The 22,836-nt window shown below is 46.3% G+C and carries 23 protein-coding genes; 2 read left to right on the plus strand and 21 right to left on the minus strand.

The genetic code is table 11. From position 1 onward, the window contains the following. The 16 genes from trmD to SGLY_RS11635 form a co-directional block, all read right to left on the minus strand. A complete protein-coding gene (gene trmD / locus SGLY_RS11560) occupies positions 1-813 on the minus strand; it encodes a tRNA (guanosine(37)-N1)-methyltransferase TrmD (protein WP_013625455.1) in 813 nt (270 codons plus the stop codon). Positions 814-825: 12 nt separating this feature from the next. Further along, positions 826-1,335: a ribosome maturation factor RimM gene (rimM, locus tag SGLY_RS11565; protein ID WP_013625456.1), complete on the minus strand. Its 510-nt coding sequence runs from the start codon at positions 1,333-1,335 to the stop codon at positions 826-828. A gap of 83 nt (positions 1,336-1,418) precedes the next feature. Then, complete coding sequence (locus SGLY_RS11570) at positions 1,419-1,649, minus strand: KH domain-containing protein (RefSeq protein WP_013625457.1); 231 nt, start codon at positions 1,647-1,649, stop codon at positions 1,419-1,421. Between the two features lie 17 nt (positions 1,650-1,666). Next, positions 1,667-1,933, minus strand: a complete 267-nt coding sequence (rpsP, locus tag SGLY_RS11575) for a 30S ribosomal protein S16 (protein WP_013625458.1) — start codon at positions 1,931-1,933, stop codon at positions 1,667-1,669. 75 nt (positions 1,934-2,008) lie between these two features. Continuing rightward, positions 2,009-3,388, minus strand: a complete 1,380-nt coding sequence (gene ffh, locus SGLY_RS11580; protein ID WP_041445371.1) for a signal recognition particle protein — start codon at positions 3,386-3,388, stop codon at positions 2,009-2,011. 63 nt (positions 3,389-3,451) lie between these two features. Beyond that, the gene (gene ylxM / locus SGLY_RS11585; protein WP_013625460.1) at positions 3,452-3,817 is read right to left on the minus strand and encodes a YlxM family DNA-binding protein; all 366 of its coding nucleotides are present in this window, start codon (positions 3,815-3,817) and stop codon (positions 3,452-3,454) included. Between the two features lie 130 nt (positions 3,818-3,947). Continuing rightward, positions 3,948-5,249 (minus strand): amidohydrolase, encoded by a 1,302-nt coding sequence (locus SGLY_RS11590; RefSeq protein ID WP_013625461.1) that lies wholly within the window; start codon positions 5,247-5,249, stop codon positions 3,948-3,950. A gap of 45 nt (positions 5,250-5,294) precedes the next feature. After that, on the minus strand, positions 5,295-6,329 hold the full coding sequence (gene mtnA / locus SGLY_RS11595; protein ID WP_013625462.1) for an S-methyl-5-thioribose-1-phosphate isomerase: 1,035 nt from the start codon (positions 6,327-6,329) through the stop codon (positions 5,295-5,297). Positions 6,330-6,659: 330 nt separating this feature from the next. Continuing rightward, positions 6,660-7,589 (minus strand): signal recognition particle-docking protein FtsY, encoded by a 930-nt coding sequence (ftsY, locus tag SGLY_RS11600; protein WP_013625463.1) that lies wholly within the window; start codon positions 7,587-7,589, stop codon positions 6,660-6,662. Between the two features lie 24 nt (positions 7,590-7,613). After that, entirely contained in the window at positions 7,614-11,201 is a 3,588-nt protein-coding gene (smc, locus tag SGLY_RS11605) for a chromosome segregation protein SMC (RefSeq protein WP_041445372.1), read from the minus strand. A gap of 5 nt (positions 11,202-11,206) precedes the next feature. Continuing rightward, positions 11,207-11,986 carry a ribonuclease III gene (gene rnc / locus SGLY_RS11610; protein ID WP_013625465.1) on the minus strand — a complete coding sequence of 260 codons (780 nt, stop codon included), beginning with the start codon at positions 11,984-11,986 and terminating at the stop codon, positions 11,207-11,209. 59 nt (positions 11,987-12,045) lie between these two features. Then, entirely contained in the window at positions 12,046-12,273 is a 228-nt protein-coding gene (gene acpP, locus SGLY_RS11615) for an acyl carrier protein (protein WP_013625466.1), read from the minus strand. A gap of 115 nt (positions 12,274-12,388) precedes the next feature. Then, positions 12,389-13,402 carry a phosphate acyltransferase PlsX gene (gene plsX, locus SGLY_RS11620; RefSeq protein WP_013625467.1) on the minus strand — a complete coding sequence of 338 codons (1,014 nt, stop codon included), beginning with the start codon at positions 13,400-13,402 and terminating at the stop codon, positions 12,389-12,391. Between the two features lie 79 nt (positions 13,403-13,481). Next, complete coding sequence (rpmF, locus tag SGLY_RS11625; RefSeq protein WP_013625468.1) at positions 13,482-13,661, minus strand: 50S ribosomal protein L32; 180 nt, start codon at positions 13,659-13,661, stop codon at positions 13,482-13,484. 3 nt (positions 13,662-13,664) lie between these two features. After that, on the minus strand, positions 13,665-14,180 hold the full coding sequence (locus SGLY_RS11630) for a YceD family protein (RefSeq protein WP_013625469.1): 516 nt from the start codon (positions 14,178-14,180) through the stop codon (positions 13,665-13,667). A gap of 6 nt (positions 14,181-14,186) precedes the next feature. Further along, positions 14,187-15,452: an acetate/propionate family kinase gene (locus tag SGLY_RS11635; RefSeq protein WP_013625470.1), complete on the minus strand. Its 1,266-nt coding sequence runs from the start codon at positions 15,450-15,452 to the stop codon at positions 14,187-14,189. Between the two features lie 242 nt (positions 15,453-15,694). Here SGLY_RS11635 and SGLY_RS11640 point away from each other — a divergent pair, with 242 nt between their 5' ends. Next, on the plus strand, positions 15,695-16,873 hold the full coding sequence (locus SGLY_RS11640; protein ID WP_013625471.1) for a nucleoside recognition domain-containing protein: 1,179 nt from the start codon (positions 15,695-15,697) through the stop codon (positions 16,871-16,873). Positions 16,874-16,911: 38 nt separating this feature from the next. Here SGLY_RS11640 and SGLY_RS11645 read toward each other — a convergent pair whose 3' ends face one another. Continuing rightward, entirely contained in the window at positions 16,912-17,400 is a 489-nt protein-coding gene (locus SGLY_RS11645; protein ID WP_013625472.1) for an SPFH domain-containing protein, read from the minus strand. Between the two features lies 1 nt (position 17,401). After that, complete coding sequence (gene rsmD / locus SGLY_RS11650; protein ID WP_013625473.1) at positions 17,402-17,962, minus strand: 16S rRNA (guanine(966)-N(2))-methyltransferase RsmD; 561 nt, start codon at positions 17,960-17,962, stop codon at positions 17,402-17,404. A gap of 222 nt (positions 17,963-18,184) precedes the next feature. Between rsmD and gpr the strand changes: the two genes are divergently transcribed. After that, a complete protein-coding gene (gpr, locus tag SGLY_RS11655) occupies positions 18,185-19,171 on the plus strand; it encodes a GPR endopeptidase (RefSeq protein WP_013625474.1) in 987 nt (328 codons plus the stop codon). A 4-nt stretch (positions 19,172-19,175) separates the two neighbouring features. Here the strand turns inward: gpr and SGLY_RS11660 are convergent, their stop codons facing one another. The 3 genes from SGLY_RS11660 to recG form a co-directional block, all read right to left on the minus strand. Continuing rightward, positions 19,176-19,979 (minus strand): amidohydrolase family protein, encoded by an 804-nt coding sequence (locus tag SGLY_RS11660; RefSeq protein WP_013625475.1) that lies wholly within the window; start codon positions 19,977-19,979, stop codon positions 19,176-19,178. A 204-nt stretch (positions 19,980-20,183) separates the two neighbouring features. After that, positions 20,184-20,303 (minus strand): small, acid-soluble spore protein, alpha/beta type, encoded by a 120-nt coding sequence (locus SGLY_RS17600; RefSeq protein WP_013625476.1) that lies wholly within the window; start codon positions 20,301-20,303, stop codon positions 20,184-20,186. Positions 20,304-20,459: 156 nt separating this feature from the next. Next, positions 20,460-22,766, minus strand: coding sequence for an ATP-dependent DNA helicase RecG (recG, locus tag SGLY_RS11665; protein WP_013625477.1), 2,307 nt, complete (start codon positions 22,764-22,766; stop codon positions 20,460-20,462). Between the last annotated feature and the right edge of the window lie 70 nt (positions 22,767-22,836).

Genomic DNA, 22,836 nt, shown 5'->3' on the forward strand with positions numbered 1-22,836 from the left:
TTAGCTTTTTTCAGTCTTCCTTTGCCGGAGCGCTTTCTTGGAAGGGGGCTTTAAATGCTCCCATTTTGGCCTGGCCTCTGCTATGGCCTCCGTCTCACCGGCCAGCTCCTCCAGCAGCTCATAGTCAGCAGAGCAGAACTTGGCCGTCAGGCTTAAATCAGGGCGCCGTAAAAAGGTACGCCGGATTGCTTCTTTGCGCCGCCAGCGCTGAATATTGGCATGATGACCGCTCAGCAGGATGTCCGGCACTCTCATTCCTTCAAAATCAGGAGGTCGGGTATATTGGGGATATTCCAGCAGTCCTTCGGTTAAGGAATCATCTACAGAGGAATCCGCTTTACCCAGGACTCCCGGAAGATGCCTGCTGACAGCATCAATAATAACCATAGCAGCCAGTTCTCCTCCTGTCAGCACATAATCCCCGATGGAAATCTCTTCATCGGCCAGAGATCTGATTCTTTCATCATATCCTTCATAATGTCCGCACAAGATCACCAGCTCATCTGCCCTGGCCAGTTTTTTGCCCATTTCCTGGTTAAAAAGCTTGCCCTGAGGAGTCATGAGCAGAATCTTTCTCCGGCCTTCTGCCGGAGGCAAATCCCGGACAGCGGCATAGATCGGCTCCGGCTTTAAAACCATTCCCGAACCGCCGCCAAAGGGAACATCATCAACATTTTTATGCTTGCTGACAGCATATTCTCGAAAATTCACCAGTCTGACAGAAATATGTCCGGCTTCACCGGCCCTTTTCAGAATGCTTTCTCTAAGCGGGGCAAACATTTCCGGGAAAATCGTCAGTACCGTAAAATCCATATGCCTCACCTCTCAGTCAAGTAAACCTTCCGGCAGGATGACATCCATCCGGCCGGCCGGAACATCGACCTTTTGCACAACAGATTTGAGAGCAGGGATATAGAACTCTCCTTTGGCTCCCTTGATCAGGTAGACATCATTCGATCCGGTTTCCAAGACCTGAGTCAAAGTCCCAAGAAGAATATTATTTTCATAAACCCGCATTCCCTCCAGCTCGAAATAGTACCAGCCTTCGGCCAGAGGGGGAACCTTATCTCTGGTGATTCTCACTTCAAACCCGCGCAGCCTTTCACTCTGTTCCCTTGTTTCCAGCCCTTCCAACTCAAGAAATACCATCCCTTTGGGATCTATCCGGGATTTAAGCACCTTGTATTGAGTTACGACTTCTCCCTTAGCCAGAAAGACACTTTGCAGATTCTTGAACCTGCCGGCATCATCGGTAATCGGGTATATTTTCAACTCGCCGTTAATTCCCTGAGGTTTGAGGATTTCACCCACCAGAACTGTCTCTTTGATATCCACAAAAGCGACCTCTTTTCCAATATCCGCCTCTTCCCGAGCCGTTTAGGCCGGGAAGTCAAAAAGGGCCTGCGCCCTTCTTAACATCACTGGTCTATGTCAACGATCACTCTACGTCCGTCTTTAACGGCTGCAGCCTTGACAACTGTACGGATGGCATTGGCAATTTTTCCCTGTTTGCCGATTACCTTGCCCATGTCCTCAGGAGCAACTGTCAGTTGAAGATGAATACTTTTCTCCGTTTCGGTCTGGGAGACAATAACCTGATCAGGCCTGTCTACCAGAGCTTTGGCCATGACTTCAACAACATCCTTCACAGGATCACCCCTAGCTACTATTTCTTGGATTGATGAAACTTTTCCATAATGCCGACTTTCTTAAATAAGGATTTGACCGTATCGGAAGGCTGAGCGCCTTCTTGAAGCCATTTCATTGCTTTAATTTCATCAACCTTGACGTCGTGGGGATTCTTTGTCGGATCATAGTAACCGATTTCTTCAATAGGTCTTCCATCACGACGGGATGCCGAATCACAAACAACCACACGATAGAAAGGATTCTTTTTTGCGCCCATCCGGCGCAGGCGGATTGCTGTTGCCATAATATCACCTCCTCATCAGGATAATTCCGATTTTTTATGATCTTTTTTCTATTTATAAGGATTGATGATGAACGATCAGAAAGGGAAAGGCAATTTGAACGGCAATTTTTTGCCGGCAGCTTTTTTCCCTTTTTTATTCTTCCCGGACTTGGGCGGCCCGCCCATTCCGGGAAGCCCGGACATCTGCTTCATCATTTTTTTCGTCTGCTCATATTGTTTAATCAGCTTGCCGACATCCTGAACTGAAGTCCCGCTTCCTCTGGCAATCCTTTTTTTGCGGGAATCTTTAATCACTGCCGGTCTGGTGCGTTCTTCCACTGTCATTGACTGAATCATCGCTTCAACTCTGGCAAACTCTTTATCATCGATCTGCACATCTTTAAGCTGTTTGCCGATTCCCGGAATCATTTCCAAAACCGAGGAAAGTGATCCCATCTTACGCAGTTGATTGATCTGATCCAGAAAATCATCAAGAGTCAATTCCTGCTTGCGGATCTTTTCTTCCAGCTCTTTGGCTTTTTTGTCGTCAAAGGCATTCTGAGCCTTTTCGATTAGGGTCAACACATCTCCCATGCCCAGAATTCTTGACACCATCCGGTCCGGATAAAAAACTTCCAAAGCATCCATCTTTTCTCCGACCCCGGCATATTTAATCGGGCAACCGGTAACAGACCTGACGGAGATCGCGGCCCCGCCGCGTGTGTCCCCGTCGAGCTTGGACAAGATTACCCCGCTCAGGGCCAGCTTGCTGTTAAATGTTTCAGCAACATTTACCGCATCCTGACCGGTCATGGCATCAACAACAAGCAAAATCTCATGGGGTTGGACAACAGCTTTAATGTCCTCCAGCTCCCCCATCAGCTCTTCATTGATATGGAGACGGCCCGCCGTATCAATAATAACCGTGTCATGCCCGTTCTTTCCGGCATAATCCAGGCTTTCCCCTGCTATCTTAACCGGGTTTTCCTGTCCAAGAGAAAAAACAGGTACTTTAATTTGCTCCCCTAAAACCTGGAGCTGTTTAATCGCTGCCGGTCTGTAAATATCACAGGCGACCAAAAGCGGGTGTTTACCCTGCTTTTTCAGCATATTGGCCAACTTGGCCCCATGGGTCGTCTTCCCCGCTCCCTGCAGCCCCACCAGCATAACCACAGTGGGAGGTTTAGAGGATATGGCCAGCTTGCTCTCCGACCCGCCCATCATTGCGACCATTTCTTCATTGACAATCTTAATCACATGCTGGCCCGGTGTGAGAGATTCCAGGACTTCCTGACCTACCGCACGCTCTTTGATTTTGGCAATAAGATCCTTGACTACCTTGAAGTTCACATCAGCTTCCAGCAAGGCTACCCTCACTTCGCGCATTGCTTCATTCACATCGGCTTCAGTCAGTTTGCCTTTACCTTTTAATCTTTTAAATGTTGCCTGCAGTTTTTCACTTAGCCCTTCAAACATGGCCATCCGTGTCAACCCTCTTCTCTTGACAATTCATTATCTCATTGATCTTTGCCTTACCCATTATTTCAAGGTATCACTGATCATCTGTTTTATTTCAAATCCAATATCCTGTTTTTTCATCCATCCTTCTTCCGAACAAAAAGACTCCCGCTCCAGACTCTGCAAAAGAGCCTCTATTCTGGCAAGCTTTTCCCTCTCCATTTCAAATTTTTGAACAAGAAGAAGCTTGCTTTCATAATCATTGAGGATCTTTTCCGTTCTTTTCAGAAGGTCATGCACCGCCTGCCGGCTGATTTCTTCTCCCTCGGCAATCTCCGCCAGAGAATAATCCAGATTATAATATAGATCCCATATTCTGCTCTGCTTTTCAGTAAGCAGAGGCCCGTAAAAATCAAATAAGAACGCCCTTCTGGCCAGATCCTTCATGATTAGACGCAACCTCTCGGGAAAAAGTTTAATTTTCGATCAGTCGTACCTGTAAAGCAGTTTTCCTTTACACTTTGGTATTTTATAATGAGGGAAAACATTTGTCAAGTGCCTTCCCTCTGTCCGTATTTTATCCTACAGCTTCTGCGATTCTTTTTGCTCTATTCTCCGTTTCGGTACAGACCTCTTTTTGATCAATCTTGAAAAGCTGCCTGTCTGCCATCAGTAAACACCCGTCAACCATTACGGTACGAACATCATTGCCTTTGGCACAGTATACGAGATGAGATACCACCGAGAATCGGGGATAAAAATGGGGCTGGTCAAAATCAACGCTGATCAGATCCGCCTTATACCCCGGTTTCAGCATCCCCACCTTATCCAAGCCTAAAGCCTTTGCCCCGTCAACTGTAGCCATTTTTAATACAGTATAAGCGGGTAAAGCTTCGGGACCGGATACCAGTTTTTGCAGAAAGGATGCTGTGCGTATTTCGGAGAACATGTCCAAGTCATTATTGCTGGAAGTCCCATCAGTCCCGATACCGACAAGAATTCCCCTGTCCAGCAGAGCTTTGACCGGGGCAGCCCCGCTATTCAGCTTCATATTGCTTTCCGGATTATGGGCAACAGCGACATCGTTTTTCCTCAGAATATCCATCTCCTCTTCGTCAAGATGGACACAATGAGCGGCAAGCACCGGCCCACCGAAGAAATCCAACTGTTCCAGCCACTTTGCGGGGGATAATCCATACTTCTCTTTGATTGTTTCGACTTCAGTCAACGTTTCTGCCAGGTGAATATGTATTCCTGTCCCAAGTCTGTCTGCTTCCTTTTTAACCGTCCGCAAAACATCTCCCGGACATGTATAGGGGGCATGCGGTCCAAAATAAACTTTAATCCGTCCTGCTCCTGCCCCATGATATTTCTCAAATAATTCAATATTGTTTTTCAGAGAACGAAGACCGGTCTCCTTCTCCAAAGCGACGATACCTCTGGCCAATACCGCTCTGATTCCCGTGTCGATTACGGCCCGGGCTACATCTTCCATAAAAAAATACATATCGGCCATCGCTGTCGTACCTGATTTGATCATTTCGGCAAAGGCCAGTTTACTGCCCCAATAGACATCTTCCCCTTGCAGCTTTTCTTCAAACGGCCAGACTTTCTTTTCCAGCCAGGGCATCAAGGGCATATCGTCGGCATATCCGCGCAGCATCGTCATCGCCGCATGAGTGTGGGTATTGATCAGTCCCGGCATAATGACATCATTTTGCAGATCCAGGATTTGATCAGGCTCAAATCCATCCGGTTTAGATCCCCGGGGGCCGACGGAAATGATGAAATCATTCTCAACGGCAATTTCCCCCTGAGGGTAAAAATCATGTTCTCCGGTCATGGGTAAAACCATGCCTCGTATTAAATATTTAGCCATCGCGAGTCTCCTTTCGCTGCCCTGCCTTCAACTGTCCGGTAGAAATCACTTCACCAGTATCTTCACGAGATTAACGGAGTAAGGAGGATGGATAATTCCCTTTTCGGTGATTATTCCGTGAATATATTTCGCCGGTGTAATATCAAAAGCCGGGTTATAGACCTTCGCTGTTTCAGGAGCGATCTGTACGCCCATAATTGTCCTGACTTCACAAGGGTCTCTTTCCTCTACCGGAATTTCCTCCCCGGAAGAGATCTTCAGATCAATGGATGAAGTCGGGGCCGCAACATAAAAAGGTATCTCATGCTCCTCGGCAAGAACCGCTAAAGAATAAGTGCCGATTTTATTGGCCGTATCCCCATTGGCCGCTATTCTGTCCGCTCCTACGATAACCATATCTATTTTGCCCTGCTGCATAAGAAAGCCGGCCATATTGTCCGTAATCAAAGTTACCGGAATCCCGTATTCCATCAGTTCCAGCACGGTCAGGCGTGCCCCCTGAAGAAACGGTCGTGTTTCCCCCGCGTAAACATGAAGGTTCTTGCCCGAATCATGAGCCGACCTGACAATTCCCAGAGCTGTGCCATAATCAACTGTAGCCAGCGATCCGGCATTACAGTGCGTCAGGATGTTCACCTTATCCGGCAAAAGTGTATTTCCATACTCGCCTATCTTACGGTTAATCCTGACATCTTCGACGGCAATTGCCTTGGCCTCTTCAACAAGAGCTTCCTTGATCTTATCGATATCCCATTCTTTTTTCATTTCATACATTCTATTCTGCATTCTGCGCAAACCCCAGACAAGATTTACAGCGGTAGGTCTGGTCTCCTCCAGCTCTGCGCGGACGGTCTCCATATAATCCCAGAAATCCAGGCAATTGCCTTTAAAAGCAAGCGCCCCAAGAGCAAATCCAAAGGAAGCAGCCGCTCCTATTGCCGGAGCCCCTCTGACTTCCATTTTCTTGATCGCCTCGGCAACTTCCTGATAGGTGCATGCTTCCCTGTATTTGATTTCTGTCGGCAAACAGGTCTGGTCCAATATGATCAAGCAATTCTCTCGCCATTCCAGTGTTTTCACATAAATTCCTTCCTTCTTAAAACCCTAGATTCTCCTGTTCAACGCCGTCCCTCACGTATTGACGGCAGCACAGCGGAGTCAAATACCAGAGGTCTTTTTCGATCAGCCTGGCCTCAGCCTTAGCGATATTGGCCGCTGTCTCCCGCCCAGATGCTTCTATTATATCATCTCTGATCCGGGAACAGTATGGCTAAATGACACCCACATGAGGCACTCCCAGTTTGCCGCCTCCTAAAATGTTTGAGAACGATTTTGGTCAATCAATTGATTTTCAAGAAGCCAAAATATCTGCCCTGTAGTTTATGTAGTGGGAGAAAAAACTGTGCATGATTATTCCTCTTCCTCCTGTTCGCCAAAAAGCGCTTCGGCAAATTGATCTGGCTCAAAAGGCTTCAGATCTTCCAGCCCTTCACCAATCCCAATCATTTTTACAGGAACCCTGGCCTCGCCTTGAATGCCGAGGATAACGCCTCCTTTAGCTGTGCCGTCCAGCTTGGTCAGGATGATTCCTGTTACCTCTGCGGCCTCCTGGAAAATCCTGACTTGCTGGATAGCATTCTGCCCGGTAGTCGCATCCAAAATGAGCAGCACTTCATGAGGAGCTGAGGGGATTTCCCTTTCGACCACCCTCTTCATTTTCGTCAATTCTTTCATCAGGTTAACTTTATTGTGCAGTCTGCCCGCCGTATCGACAAGAAGAATGTCTGTCTTTCTTGCTTTCGCTGCCTGAAGAGCATCAAAGGTTACTGCTGCCGGATCGGCTCCTTCACTTTGCTTGATTACATCAACTCCGGCCCGCTGTCCCCAAGCTTCCAGCTGTTCGATCGCCGCTGCTCTGAATGTGTCTCCTGCCGCCAGAAGGACACTTTTCCCTTCGTTGCGAAAATGCCTGGCTAATTTGCCTAAGGTTGTTGTTTTCCCTACTCCATTCACTCCGACGACCAGATATACGGTTGTGCCGCTATCATTGAGTTTTAGTTCGATTTTTTCACCAAGGAGTTCAACAATATTCTCCTTGAGTACCTCATTAAGCAGCAGGGGATCAGCTATTTTTCTTTCTTTGACCTTTTTACGCAGATTCTCCACAAGCTCCATAGAAGTGCTGATTCCCACATCCGACTGGATAAGCGCCTCTTCCAATTCCTCATACAGATCTTCGTCAATCTTGGTCGCACCCGTAAAGATTCGTTCAACTTTATCGACAAACCCCTGACGGGTTTTGGTCAGTTTCTCTTTTAACTTGCTAAATAATCCTGCCAAAACAATCCTCTCCTTTGCCTCGTTCTAAGCTATAATTGACCGGCCGTTTGTATCGTCCATCTCAACAGTTAAGAGCTTGGACACGCCGGACTCTTCCATCGTAATGCCAAAAAGCCTGTCTGCCGCCTCCATCGTCCCCCTGCGATGGGAAACGAGGATAAACTGGGTACTTGCGGAAAGAGTACGCAAGTATTCTACAAAACGTTTCACATTAGCCTCATCCAAAGCCGCTTCAATCTCATCCAGGAAACAAAAGGGACTGGGTTTCACTCTAAGAAAGGCAAACAGCAAGGCTATTGCCGTCAGTGCCCTTTCCCCGCCGGAAAGAAGAGACAGCAACTGGGCTTTTTTTCCGGGAGGCCGGGCAATAATTTTCACACCTGTTTCCAGAATGTTGTCCGGATCATCCAGGATCAGTTCGGCACTGCCTCCATGGAACAACTCGGCAAATACTTCCTGAAATCCTCTATTGACAGACTTAAACCCTTCCTGGAAACGTTCTGTCATATTCTCATTGAGCTCTATGATCAGCTTGTTCAGAGTCTCTCCCGCTTCAGTCAAATCATTGCGCTGATCACTCATAAACTCATATCTCTCTAAGGTTTCCGGATACTCATCAAGCGCTGTATAATTGACCGGACCCAGTTCTGTGATCTGCCTTTTCAATTCAGCCGTTTTTTCTGTCAATGCTTCTTTTTTCTCGGTTGTCAGGTAAGGCTTTGTGTCCTCCCACTCCAGGGAATATTCCTGGCGGAGTCTTTGTATTCCCGTTTCCCATTCAGCTTCCCAACGGGCATTTTTCAGCTCGTTCTGATGAACCTGCTGTTCGAGATCCCCGGCTTCTTGCCTGATGCGCTTCAGCTCAGTTTCTAAAGCCAGAAGCTTCTCCCCGTGATGTTCCCTGTCCCGTCTTAAGCCGATCAGAGCAAACTCTTTGGATTCAAAGGCTTCATTAATTTCTTTGCGTTTACCCTCTGTTTCGAGAATTTTGCTTTGAACTTCTTTCAGCTGCAGTTCAATATTTGCCATTTCCCCGGCTTTCTTCAGGATATTCTGGGCAAAGGCCTCCAACCTCCCCTGTTCTTCCTTCATTTGTTTCTCCGTCTGGGACAGCTCCTGCTCCCACCTGGCTGTTTCAACTTTGGAAGATGTCATGACTTCGTTCAGATCATTTGCCTCTTTATTTTTCTCCTGAATGAGACTCTCTGCCTCGGCCTGTTTGGCCTGCAGCTGAATAAGGGAACTTTCTGCGCCTTCCAAGGCGGCGGCAGCTACCTTGCTTTGAGCATTAAGGTTTTCCAGGTTATGCTCCAGTTCCGTTAACTGATAGTCCAACAATTTCTCTTCTTTTTCCAGTTGCTGCTGTTTCTGCTCAAGATATTTTTTATCGGCAGCCTGGATATGGCGTTTCTCACTGATCTCTTTTTGTTCCGTCTCCAATTGGTCTTCTGCTTGAACCAATGTTTTTATTTCCCGGTCAAGGGTGAGAATCTGCTCCGTCAAAGCTTCCATCTCTCGTTGGATTTCGATTGCTTCCTTTTTCAGGTCTTCAATTTCTCTTGGCCTGCCGATTAATCCGTTATTTGCTGATCTGCTGCTCCCCCCGGTTAGAGATCCGCCCGGATTAACCTGATCTCCCTGTAAAGTGACCACCCGGACTTTGTGCCCGGTCTTTTGGGCAAGCTCGACAGCACAGTCCAGATTTTCAGCGACAATAATTCTGCCCAGAAGTGATTCCATCACCTCAGAATATTTTCCATCATACCTGATCAGTTCAACCGCCAAACCGTGGAAGCCCCTGTTTCCTGCCAATTGGGGATTCAGAGAGTATTTTCCTCCCCTTATGGTCTCCAAAGGCAAGAAGGTTGCCCTGCCCTTATCACTGGCTTTCAAATAGGCAATACATTTTTTGGCATCTTCAGTTTTCTCGACGATAATATCCTGCAATGCGCCGCCCAGAGCCGTTTCAATCGCAATTTCATATTTTTTGTCTACCGATATCACGTCCGCTACGGTGCCCAATACCCCGCAATCCTTGATCTTTCCGTTTTTCCAGGCAAATATTGCTTCCCGGACTCCTCTATGGTACCCTTCCATGTTTTTTTCTAATACTGAAAGGGCGTTCAACCTGGCTTGTTTGCCGTCTGTCTTTCGTTGAAGGGCATTTTTCTGCTCATTCAGACTAATTCGTTCCTGAGATTTTTCTTTCTCCGCGCGGTCTATTGAGCTTATCTCCTCCGCCAGAGCGGCTAATCTTGCCGCCATTTTCTCATCCAGCCCGGTCAGTTCCTCAATCTCTGCCAGTACCTCAGCTCTTTCCCCTGCTTTTTTTTCTTTCTCCTGCAGATATCCGCTTTGGTGTCTGACATATTCCTGACGGCGGTTTTCTAATTCCAGCACTTCGTTGGAATACTTTGATCTTGCGGATATTTCTTCAAAAATTTCCGCCTTGATGGTATTCATTTCCGACCCGGCAACGATTGTCCGAAGCTCGGCCAGCTTTTGCTCGTGTTCGGCCAGACTGTCTTTCATTTCCTCTAAAGAGCGGGTTAATTCACGTTTTCTTCCAGCCAGCTCTCCTGTTCTGTCCTTGCACAGCTCCTTCTCGGCTTTATCGGCAATCATCTCTTTTTCCAGCCTGTCCTTCTGTTCGGAAATAAAACCTTGCCTTTCCGTCAGAATACTGATTTGATGCGTTTCTTCCTGGGCTGCATTTTCCAGCTCCCTGATTTCTTCCTGTCTCTGCTGAATCGTCTGTTTCAGCTTTTCCAGATCATGTTCTTTCACCAGATGAATGCTCTCATGTTCAGCGATCTTAGCAAGGACCAAGGCCTTTTTTTCCTGCATTTCCTCAGCACCATCAAGAATCTCCTGCAGTCGGTTTTTAACCTGTTCAAGCTCACAAACAAGTACGCTGATTTCCGTTTGGGCCAGTTCCTGATTGAGCTCTTTGCTCAGCCTGGCCGTTTCAGCCTGCTCTTTTAACGGTTCCAGCCTTCCCTCAATTTCTACGATAATATCATTCAGTCTTTCCAGATTTTTCTGGGTATCTTCAAGCTTTTTCAGCGCTTCCTTTTTCCGCATCCGATATTTGCTGATTCCGGCTACCTCCTCGATCAGCAAGCGGCGTTCATCGGATTTAAGATTCAGGATCTCATCAATCCTGCCTTGTCCGATAATAGAAAACCCTTCTTTGCCGGAGCCCGTATCGAGAAAAAGTTCCTGAATATCTCTCAGCCTGCATAAGGAACGGTTAATATAATATTGGCTTTCACCGTCCCGGTATACTCTCCTGGTAATGGTTACCTCCTGAAAATCTAAAGGGAGTGTTCCTGCAGAATTATCAAAAACCAGAGAGACTTCAGCCATTCCAACCGGCCTCCTGGCCGAGCTGCCGGAAAAAATGACATCTTCCATTTTCGATCCCCGCAGGCTTTTGACACTTTGCTCCCCAAGCACCCAGCGCACGGCATCAGCCACATTGCTCTTTCCGCTGCCATTCGGGCCGACAATCACACACATGCCGGCCCCAAATTCGAGCTTCAATTTATCGGCAAAAGATTTAAAGCCCTGTATATGCAATGCTTTAAGAAAAATACACGTATCCCTCATCGCAGTCAATTTTTCTTTTCCTCCCACAATTCCAATGCCAAACGGGCGGCATGCTGTTCAGCTTCCTTTTTGGTCTTGCCTGTCCCTTTGCCATAAAAATTGTTTTGTACATAAACACCTGCGGTGAACAGCTTATTATGATCGGGGCCTTGCTCGTCTATGATGCGGTAGGATACTTCCATGTCCTCTTTCTGGGCCCGCTCCTGCAGTATGGTTTTGAAGTCTCCATAATTGCCTTTATCAATAGCCTCAATCTCAGGGACCAACATTTTGAGGATAAAACTACGGACCTCTTCAAAACCATATTGCAAGTATACTGCACCGATTACAGCTTCTAGCGCGTCAGCCAGAATCGATGCTCTCTCTCTTCCGCCAGAATACTGTTCCCCTTTTCCTAAAAACAATGCTTGTCCGATTCCGATACCCCGCGCCTGGCGGGCCAGTGTCGATTCATTCACGACAGCGGCTCTCATTTTGGTCAGTTCTCCCTCCGGCTTATCCCGATATTTGAGATAGAGGTATTCTCCGATAACAAAATCAAGCACCGCATCACCCAAAAATTCCAGCCTCTGGTTGTTCTCCCTGCCGCTTGCCGGGTTCTCAAAGGTATAGGACGGATGAGTAAGAGCAGTATACAACAATTGATTTTCGGGATTTTCCAGACCGAGCTTAGTGATAAAAGCTGTGGCAAAAGATTCCTTTTTTAAGTCATTTCCCAAGTTTCTTCCCGCTATGCCCCTTTTCTTTTGACGGTTAAGAAAGTATTTTTTGTTCTGCTTTTTCAATACACCAACCCCTTAAATACATAAAAACCCCGTAGTTAACCACTACGGGGCATATTTTGTTATTTGTTCGCATTAATATAATTGATAATATCCCCCACTGATTGAATATTTTCAACCTCTTCATCCGCAATGTCAATATCAAATTCTTCTTCCAAGGCCATAACAAGCTCGACGATGTCCAAAGAATCCGCATTTAAAGACTGAAATGTAGTCTCCAGTGCAATCTCCTCATCATCCACACCCAACTGGTCAACAACAATAGCCTTAACTTTTTCAAATATATCCAATAATGCCACCCCCTCTCGTCTATGATGAAATCCTGCAAATGTAAAACTATGATCTGAGGTATAAAACCTTTTATTCAGAATTGTAGCCACTATTGATTAATAATGCAAGAATCTTTTATGTTTTATCATGATTTATTTGCCCAAACTTTTCTACTTCCATTGCTATTTTTTCAATAATGCCGCGTTCTATACACTCCTTGGCAACTCTTATCGCATGAAATATTGCCGTTTCGTCGGAACTTCCATGACAAATGATACTGGTCCCATTGACTCCCAGTAAAGGGGCTCCTCCATACTGGGAATAATCCAGATCTTGAGCGAATTCCTTCAACCCCGGTTTTACCAGCAGGGCGCCAGCCTTCCTCAGCGCGTTTGCCGTAAGCTTCTCTTTCAGCAGTTTAGCAAAGCTGGATGCCAGGCCCTCCATGGTTTTCAGGACAATATTGCCGACAAAAGCATCACAAACGATGACATCGGCATTCCCTGCCGGAATGTCCCGTCCCTCAATATTCCCAACAAAATTCAGGGATGATTTCTTCAATAGCTCATAAGCCTCTTTCACAAGCTCATTCCCTTTGCCTTCTTCGCTGCCAATATTAAGCAGCGCTACCCGGGGCTTCTCTATCCCTAAAACCAGTTCAGAATAAATGCTTGCCATCATCGCAAATTGCAGAAGATTTTCCGGTTTCGCATCAGGGTTAGCCCCGACATCAACCAGAAGCTTCCCCCTATGCAGGGTCGGAATGATTGTCGCGATACCCGGACGGCTGATCCCCTTAATTCTGCCCAGACCAAACAAGGCCGCAGCCATCTGCGCGCCTGTGCTGCCGGCACCGACGATTGCCCCGGCTTTGCCTTCATGCACAAGTCTGGTCCCTACTACAATAGAGGAATCCTTCTTGTTGCGTACCGCTGCAGCAGGGTGCTCGTCCATTTCAATCATTTCGCCGGCTTCGACGATTTCCATATTGGGAGGCAAACCGGTTCCGGGAATACATTCCATAATTTTTTCCCTGCTGCCGACCAGGATAATTGTGATCTCTGTGAATTTGTTTGCAGCTCTGATTGATCCTTTGATTATTTCCGCCGGAGCATGATCCCCGCCCATAGCGTCAACGGCAATCTTCATCTTACAACTCCTCCTATGATACAGAAAAAAGCCGTTGCTTTAAAAATAAGTCAACAGCCTTTTATCCATCAGCATAGCATTATTCATTAACAGTAATGACTTCTTTGCCCTTATAATGGCCACAACTGGGACATACTTGATGCTGAGCTTTCAGTTTATGACACTGGGGGCATTCCACCAGATTAGGAGCGGTAAGCTTATCCATCGCCCTGCGCTGCCGAACTCTGGCTTTTGATTGCTTATTTTGATGAACACCCATAAATTACACCCCCTTATTCCAACGTGATAATATTTCCAGGCGAGGGTCAATATCCTCATCCGTACACCCGCAATTGACTTGGTTCAAATCCACACCGCATTTTGGGCAGAGACCCTTACACTCTTCCTTACAGAGCAGTTTCATCGGAAGGTGCAATAAGATATGTTCATCAATACGGCCATCGATTTCAAACTCGTCCTTTTCAAAGATAAGGTCGACATCCCTGGCCTCTTCTTCTCTTTGCTCGCTTGATGCCCATTCATCCTCAAACGCAAATTGCAGGGGATAAAGAAATTCGTTCAAACATCTGGAACAGGCTGCTGCGATTTCGGTTTTTACAGTACCGTGAACCAGAAGGGACTTGCCGCTGTTCAGAAGATCAAGATGAACCTTGACAGGGGTTTCAAACTTGAACAGATCATTTTCGAGTTCAACCGGCGGGAATTTTTCTTCAAAATCGTAGCTTTTGCTGCCGCCTTCTATTTTCCTTAATTGGGAAACATTAACCTTCAAAAACACTCACCCCTAAACGCAACACCTGTTATTATAGATCGGGCCTTTTTCTTTGTCAAGTACGATTACTTGTCCGAATAGTTTCCTCAGCACCTCTTTTGTGTCCAGGGCGATCATCAGCTCTTCATTCGTCGGAATGACCAACACCCTGCATTGGGATTCCGGCGTCGCGATATCCATTTCCCGTCCTCTGGCCATTTCATTTTTAAGAGGATCGATCTTTAAGCCAAGAAAGCCCAATGTGCTGCAGATTTGTTGGCGGATAGAGGGCGAATTTTCCCCGAGACCGGCCGTGAATATTAACGCATCGGTTCCATCAAGAATTGCTGCATATGCTCCCACATATTTTTTTACATGGTAAGCAAAGGCATCAATGGCCAGCTTTGCGCGGGAATTTCCTTCATCAGCGGCAATCTGCAGATCACGAAAATCACTGCTGATCCCGGACAGGCCAAGGACACCGCTTTTCTTATTGAGAAATTCGTTTACTTCATCAGGAGTCAAATTCTCCTTATTCTGAATATAAGCGACTACAGCAGGATCAATATCTCCCGAGCGCGTTCCCATCATCAGTCCTTCCAGCGGTGTCATCCCCATGGATGTATCCAGACACTTCCCGGCCTTGATCGCGCTGATGGAAGAACCGTTGCCCAGATGACAGCTGATCACTTTGAAATCCGCGCTATACCCGCCGAGCATTTCAGCGGCTCTTTGACTGACATATTTGTGAGAAGTCCCATGAAATCCGTATCTTCTGATCTTATATTTTTCATAGTATTCGTAGGGAATACCATACAGATAAGCTTCGGGAGTCATCGTCTGATGAAATGCATTATCAAATACGGCAACCTGAGGCACATCGGGCATAAGCTTCTCACAGGCATTAATTCCCGCCAGATTGGCCGGATTATGAAGCGGCGCAAATTCGAAACATTCCCGAATCGCCTCTTTTACCTCCGGCGTAATCAAGACCGAACCTGTTACCTTCTCTCCGCCGTGCAGGACTCTGTGCCCAACCGCATCTATTTCTGAAAGAGCCTTGACGATACCGTATTCCGGGTCGGTAATCGCCTCAAACAACAGCTGAATTGCCCGGTCATGATTAGGAATATCCGCAAGCATCACTTCTTTTTCTCCGTTGATACAATGATGTGTCAGCATTGCCCCCGGCAATCCAATTCTTTCAACCAGCCCTTTAGCCAGAGCTGTTTCAGAATCCATATCCAAAACTTGATATTTTAATGATGAACTTCCACTATTAATAACAAGAATTTTCATAGATCGGCCCCTTTCAAGTTTATATGGTCCGGTCACCATGCCGCAAAATCATTTTCATAATAATTCTAGATAAAAATCCATTATTCCTTTAAGAATTGTTTATTCTTCTTCGACCCTTCTCCAAATTTTGAAACAGCTTTCCCTCATCTAAAATAATCTCCCGGTTCTGATCATATAGATTAAGGTACTCGGCTTTAAAAAACCTCAATTGGTCTGATTTACCTTGTATGGAGAAGACAGCCATGAAAAGTATATTCAAAATACTGCCTTTTTTATTTTTTGCTTTTGCTATGTTTTATTATCCCCAAGAAGTATTTTTTTCTGCAATAACAGGACTCAAAATATGGGCGAATATTGTCCTTCCGGCCTTGTTTCCTTTTTTTGTTCTCTCAGATTTGCTGATGAAGCAAGGTTTTGTCAGCTTTATCGGCGTTCTGTTTGAACCTTTGATGCGCCCTCTTTTCCGGCTTCCCGGCAAAGCTTCTTTTGTTTTGGCGATGACTCATATTTCGGGTATACCGATCGGTGCTGTTTTGACTTGCCGAATGCGTCAGGAAAACGATCTTACCCGCCTTGAAGCCGAAAGGCTTCTGGCAATCACCTGTAATCCCAGCCCCGGCTTCATGCTTGGAGTTGTTGCCGCCGGGATGCTTAAAGACCCCGGTCTCGGAGTGATGATCAGCGCATCAGTTTATCTGGCCAACATTATGGTTGGTTTGATTTTTCGTTTTTATGGTCACCGGGAAAAAAAAGTCCGGCAAAGACTTTCCTGGCAAAGCGCACTGAGTGAATTGAGAGCCGCTCAGCAGAAAAATAAAAAGGCTTTCGGCGAATTGCTTGCCGATGCCATAAAAAACAGTACCAATACGGTACTGCTCGTCGGCGGTTATATTACTTTTTTTTCGGTCATGATTCATTTGCTGACCATCACGCAATTTCATTACTATTTTGCCCATATTGTTGGTTCTCTTTCCGGCGGTTTACTGAAAGAAAGCGCCGATGCCCTGATCCAGGGACTATTTGAGACAACTCTCGGCTGCCAAACCGCGGCCTTAAGTATACCGGCCATAAAACTCAAAATCGCTTTGATCACTCTATTTATGGGCTGGGGAGGACTATCGGTCTTCGGACAGGTAGCCAGCTTTACGGCAACAACTGATCTCCGTTTCCTCCCCTTTGTCATTGCCCGGACTTTGCACGCTTTTTTCGCTATGCTGTTGAGCCAAATTTTCCTGATCTTTTCTCCTTATCCCGCCTCTTCAATCCTATCGGCGGTCAATCTGTCCCACTCCTGGCCCACAGTTCTGCACTGGAGCTTTATTTCTCTGTGGTACTCCACAATCATCATGGCATTCATTCTGCTGATCATTTTCCTGGTCAAAGGCTATTTCCTTATTGTTTATCGAAAACATCGTCTCTAAACACAAAGATTCTACGACACGTCTCCTGGTCTTAAATATCAGGACTCTGTTGTCGCCTGCACTCGGTCATCCCATCTTGCCATCCGGACAAGTTCTTCCCGGCTGGATTTGATCGCGTTGAACGCTTCTTCGAATCTTTTTTCCAGGTCATCCAGGAGTTCGTCCGAGTATTTTAAGGTACCCATTTTCACTTCCCGCGAATATTCCTGAGCCTTCATCACCAATTCTTCTGAGTAAGCTTTAGCCTGCAGGGTAATTTCATTTTCGGTCAAAAGCTGCTCAGCCTGGGCCTGAGCCCTCTCGATCACCCGTCTTGCTTCAGTGCGGGCATCTTCAACCATGCGGTCTTTTTCAGCAATGACAAAGTTTGCCTCCTTGATTTCTTCAGGAAGTACGGCTCTCATTCTATCCAGGATTTCCAGTATGGAATCTTCATCAACCATGATTTTACTCATCAGGGGAACCTTTGTCGCCCTATCCAGTATTTCTTCCATTTGTTCAATAAGTAAATATATCTGATTTTCCAATTCAAACCCTCCCTGTATTTTTTCCCTGAATAAACCAGACTTTTGTATCTCCGTATTCTCTTTCTATTCTAACCTCCAGCATCTCCGGCAGGTTATCAAAAACTTCATCAGAAGCCGTTTCAACAACAATTACCCCTGCCGGTTCCAGATACGCGCCGAAATGCAAGGCTTCTATGGCTCTTTCAGCCAAATCCCTATGATAGGGCGGATCAAGAAAGATCAAATTGTAGCTTTCTCCCCTATGCTGTTGCAGAAAACGAAAAGAATCGGACTTATATGAAAATAATCTTTTCTCATTTTCCAAAAAACAAATATTATCTTTGATGATATTCCAGGCCATAGGATCTTTTTCCACTAAAACAACTTTCTGTGCACCTCTGGATAACGCTTCAAGCCCTAAATTACCGGTACCCGCAAAAAGATCAAGAACCTTGGCCTCCATTACTTTGGTTCCAAGAATATTAAAAACAGCTCCTTTGACTTTATCAGATGTCGGCCTTGTCGTCATTCCTGGAACCGCCTTAAGCTTACGTCCTTTGAAGTCTCCTGCTATGATACGCATTACAGGCCCCCATCTGCAAAATCGAATCATCAAATGATAATTAATAGTTAGTATATCATATAAAAGAAAAAATTTGGCATCAAAAAATTGAATAACTTAAAATGAAAATTACCATACTTGTAATGCTTTCAATAATATTTTAACCTTCTCATCATAAATCATTTAACTGGCTTAATTTAGCCAGTTCTTTTTCAAAATACACTTAATGGAGGATAAAAATCAGTGAAAAAATCCAAGCTTTTTGAAAAATGGAATGTTCATTTGGATTTGGCCGTTGAAGCACATGAGCTTCTGCGGGGAGAAACCAACCAAGATGTTCCCGGGGTGATTGAAAAGAAAGAAACTTTTCGCCATGCTTCCGTTAATACCATTACGATTACAGACCAAAGAGGGGAAAAGCTTTTGGGACGCCCTCAGGGGAACTATGTTACTCTGGAGGTTCCGGAAATAAAAGAAAACAATTTTGAACATCATAAAAAAATCTCTGAAATTCTGGCCCAGAAGCTGTCAGACCTCATCCGATTTCATGAAAAAGCGAGTTTTTTAATCATTGGGTTAGGCAACCGCAACGCGACTCCCGATGCTCTAGGCCCTAAGGTTGTTGAAAAAATCATGGTAACCCGTCATTTATTTCACTACGCACCCGAAGAAATCAAAGGCAATCTCCGCAATGTGGCCGCGATTTCTCCAGGTGTTTTGGGTATCACGGGGATAGAGACTGCTGAAGTCATTCGCGGCCTGGTCGAGCACGTGAAGCCAGATTATGTCATTGCCATAGATGCCCTTGCCGCAGGTGCCTTAGACCGTATCGGCAGCTCGATCCAGCTGGCGGATACCGGGATAAATCCTGGCTCGGGAATCGGAAATTTCCGCAAGGGCCTGAATGAAGAGACCCTCGGCTGCAAAGTAATCGGAATCGGAGTGCCCACTGTCGTGAATGCGGCGGTTATCGCCCATAAAACCATTGAAGAACTGTTCGCTGAAATGGAGACCCATCCCTCTTTAGCGCAAATCTATGATGAAGAAAATGAAGAAAGCATCGTGTCGGTTATGGAAAAAGCCCTTTCTCCCTTTAAAGACAGTCTGATGGTCACTCCTAAAGAGATTGACGAACTGATTGAAACGACCTCCCGCATAATTGCCAATGCTTTGAATATGAGTATTCATCCCGGTATTGACCCGGGAAATGATGAAACCTATCTCATGTAAGGTTCTATTCTGCCGAAAGACCGAATAATTGACTGGCATTGCCTGATAATATCTTTCTGACCTCCTCTTGTGTCAGACCCAGTGAGTGTATCCGCTCAAGCTCCGTCTGATGAGACCACATGGGATAATCCGTACCGTAGAGAACCTTTTCTACACCGTGCCTTCGGATAAGATCGACAGCTCTTTGCGGCGGTAAAAACATCAATGCGCTTGACGTATCAATAAAGAGATCTTTGCCAATAAGAACATCACCCAACTCATCCCAGACAGTATATCCTCCTAAATGAGCCGCGATTACGGTCAGCTTGGGAAACCTGTCCAATACTTTGAGCAGCCTTAAAGGATTGGAATAATCCATTCGGTAATCCCCGATGTGAAAAATAACCGGCAGCCTTCCTTCTAAAGCTTCATATATTGGGTACATTGCCCGGTCGTCAATATTATACTCCTGAAAATCAGAATGGAGCTTTATCCCTCTGAGGCCAAGCGCGATGATCCGGTCAATCTCCTGTGCGGGATTGGCAAATGCAGGATGGATGGACCCGAAGCCGATCAGTCTGTCATCCAAAGCACTTTTCTGTGCGATAAAGTTATTAATCGCGGTGACCTGTTCCTTTGTCGTCGCGGTTGAAGAAATCACAAAATGACCAATACCTGCACCTGAGCGCAGCATGTCTTCCACAGTCCCCTTGCCTTCCATGACCGAATCATAAAAGCAACCGATAGAAGCAACCGCCCGCTCGGCAATATTTTCAGGGAAAATATGATTATGAAAATCAATAATTTGATCGCTGTTTCTGTTTGGCATTGCCACTGCTGTCCTTAACGAGAATTTTTCTAAAGTATAGCATATTTTCCCAACAAAGCGAATGAACTTCTATTTCAGAGAGATAAAAAAAGGCTGCTGCAGACCAATTGATTTCAATTCGTTGCATAGCCCATTTTTTTTAAATCTCAGGCTTATCCTGAGGCTTGTTCAAAACATCAATTTTGTACAATGATCTTGACCTGGTTATCCCGGCAGCTTGCTTTTTTTCGTCTTTCCTTTTCTTCTTTGCGGAAGCCCCATTTCTTGAGCGACTTCGTATTTGAGATTCTCGATGTCTTTCCTCTCTTCATTGTCGCTGGTCATGCATTCTTCCCTCCTAAGATAAAATCACTTATTGGTCAGGATTAAGTTATTTTGACAGTATATTTTGACCAATTGGTTCATTTTCTATGCTTCATCTTCGAAGGCAATCATCATGCTCTTTTTTCTGCTCAAGCAAAAGCTTTCGAGACCAAAACCTTAATTTATTCCCGTTTTGTTCCTGGGGTACTGCTTTTCCACTTCTTGATAAACTTCCTGGTATTTTTCCGGTTCCTTAAGTATTTTCTGCAACAAAATATAAGCTTTCTCGACTAATCGGCCATCTCTGGCCAGATCGGCCAGCTTCAGTTCCGCCGCCCCATGCTGTCTTAATCCCAGCAGCTCACCCGGCCCTCTCAGTTTGAGGTCCTCTTCGGCTATTTTAAAGCCGTCTTCCGTTTCACAAAGAACATTGAGACGGGCACTGTCTCTGGACTCACTGACCAGAATACAAAAGGACTGATGATCTCCGCGTCCCACCCTGCCTCTAAGCTGGTGCAGCTGGGCCAGGCCAAAACGTTCCGCATTTTCGATGACCATAACCGTCGCATTGGGCACATTAACCCCTACTTCAATCACGGTAGTGGATACCAGGATATTGATTTCACCCTGATGGAACCTTCTCATGACTTCTTCTTTTTCCTGACCTTTCATGCGTCCATGAAGCAAGGCCACTTTCCATGCGGGAAACCTCTCCGCCAAAACCCGGGCTTTTTCCGTTGCGGAGATAAAATCTGTTTTTTCCGTTTCCTGAACCAAAGGACAGACCACGAAAATCTGTCTTCCTGCCGCCACCTGCTGTTCCAGGAACTTCTCCAGCTGTGCTCTGCTGCGTTCGGTCATTTTCCTGGTCATAACCGGCTTCCTGCCCGCAGGCATCTCATCGATGACTGAAAGCTGGAGATCCCCGTAGAGAGTCAGGGCCAGGGTCCGGGGAATCGGTGTGGCCGTCATCACTAAGACATGAGGACTTTCACCTTTATCCTGAAGCCGGGTCCGCTGCCTTACGCCAAAACGGTGCTGCTCATCCGTAACCACCAGCCCCAGGGCATGGTAACGGACCTGATCCTGAATCAAGGCATGTGTCCCAACGATCACATCGATCTTTCCCTGTTCCAGGTCAACTAAGATTTCCTCCCGTTCACTTTTGCCTTGACTTCCCAAAAGAAGTGCTGCCCTTACTCCGAGAGGTTGAAAAACACGTGTCAAAGAGTGATAGTGCTGTAAAGCAAGCACCTCGGTAGGGACCATCATCGCCCCCTGGTAACCTGATCCCACGGCTTGGAGCAAGGCAGCCATGGCCACCGCGGTCTTACCGGAGCCGACATCACCCTGTACCAATCTGGTCATCCCTCTGGTTGTCGCCATATCTCTGAATATCTCGCCAATCACCCTTTTCTGGGCACGGGTAAGCTGGAATTCCAGGATGTGCAGCCATTTGTGCAGCAGCTCTTTGCCCTTTTGCAGAACCGGGCTTGAATTTCCGGAAACGGGATCTCTGAGCTCGGCAATGGCCAATTGGAAGAATAGGATTTCTTCGATAATGAGTCGTTCCCTCGCTATTTTGGCTTTCTCCGGGGAAGAGGGAAAATGAATCTCCCGGATTGCCTCGGGCCGCTTCAACCATCCCTGACAATCTTCGTCTGGAAATACCTCCGGAAAAATCTCCTCAATCTGGGCCGAAGCATTTCTCATGATAAACCTGATCGCTTTGGAATTGAGCCTGGCAGTCTCGGGGTAAATCGCGACGATTTCGGTCCTTTGCCGGTCATTGTTCCCCTTTTCAATCTCTGTAGCCAAAAGCTCCGGGACTTTTTTGTTCCACTGTACCTTGCCTGTTATTGATACAACACTGCCCGCCGGAAATTGCCTGGGAATATGTGTCTGATTAAACCATACGGCATCGATATAGCTGCCGTCCTGTTCAATCCTTAATTTGGTCACCTTCACTCTTCCCCTGCTGATCTGACTGCCTGAAACAGTGCCTGTGACAACAGCGATTTCCCCGTCCTGAAGCTCGTTGATCAGGCGGGATGTCCGAATCTCATAGCGGCGGGGATAATGCTGCAAAAGCTCCCTTACCGTTCTGATCCCCAAATTCTCAAGCTGTCTGATTCTCTGCGGCCCTACCCCTTTTACATATTGAAGCTGAATTGCGGAGTCCCCGGCAGGAGCCGTTGCCGAAGACTTCATCTTTATTTTTTCAGGCAACAAAGTCAACCGGTTTTCTATGATCTTGATCAAAGCGTCCAACAAGCCTTTTCTTTTCCGGGGGGGCGCTAGTTCATACTCCCGGACAATTTCCTGAACCACTTCCCATTGTTCGGGAGTGGCCATTTTCTGCAGAACCGGCAGAACATCATGAAGAAAAGCACCGAAACCGCCGATGGCCCCGGTGTTCAGATAACCCTGTTTTTCTTCCGCCCGCAAAGCGTTTTTTATACTGACAACTGTTTTATTCTCCATTTTGTCTCCCCAAGTCCTGCTCTAAAGTTTTGCATAAGACTTTTTGCACGAGGATTTTTGCCTAAGAATA

The organism is Syntrophobotulus glycolicus DSM 8271, assembly GCF_000190635.1.
Taxonomy (GTDB): Bacteria; Bacillota; Desulfitobacteriia; order Desulfitobacteriales; family Syntrophobotulaceae; genus Syntrophobotulus; species Syntrophobotulus glycolicus.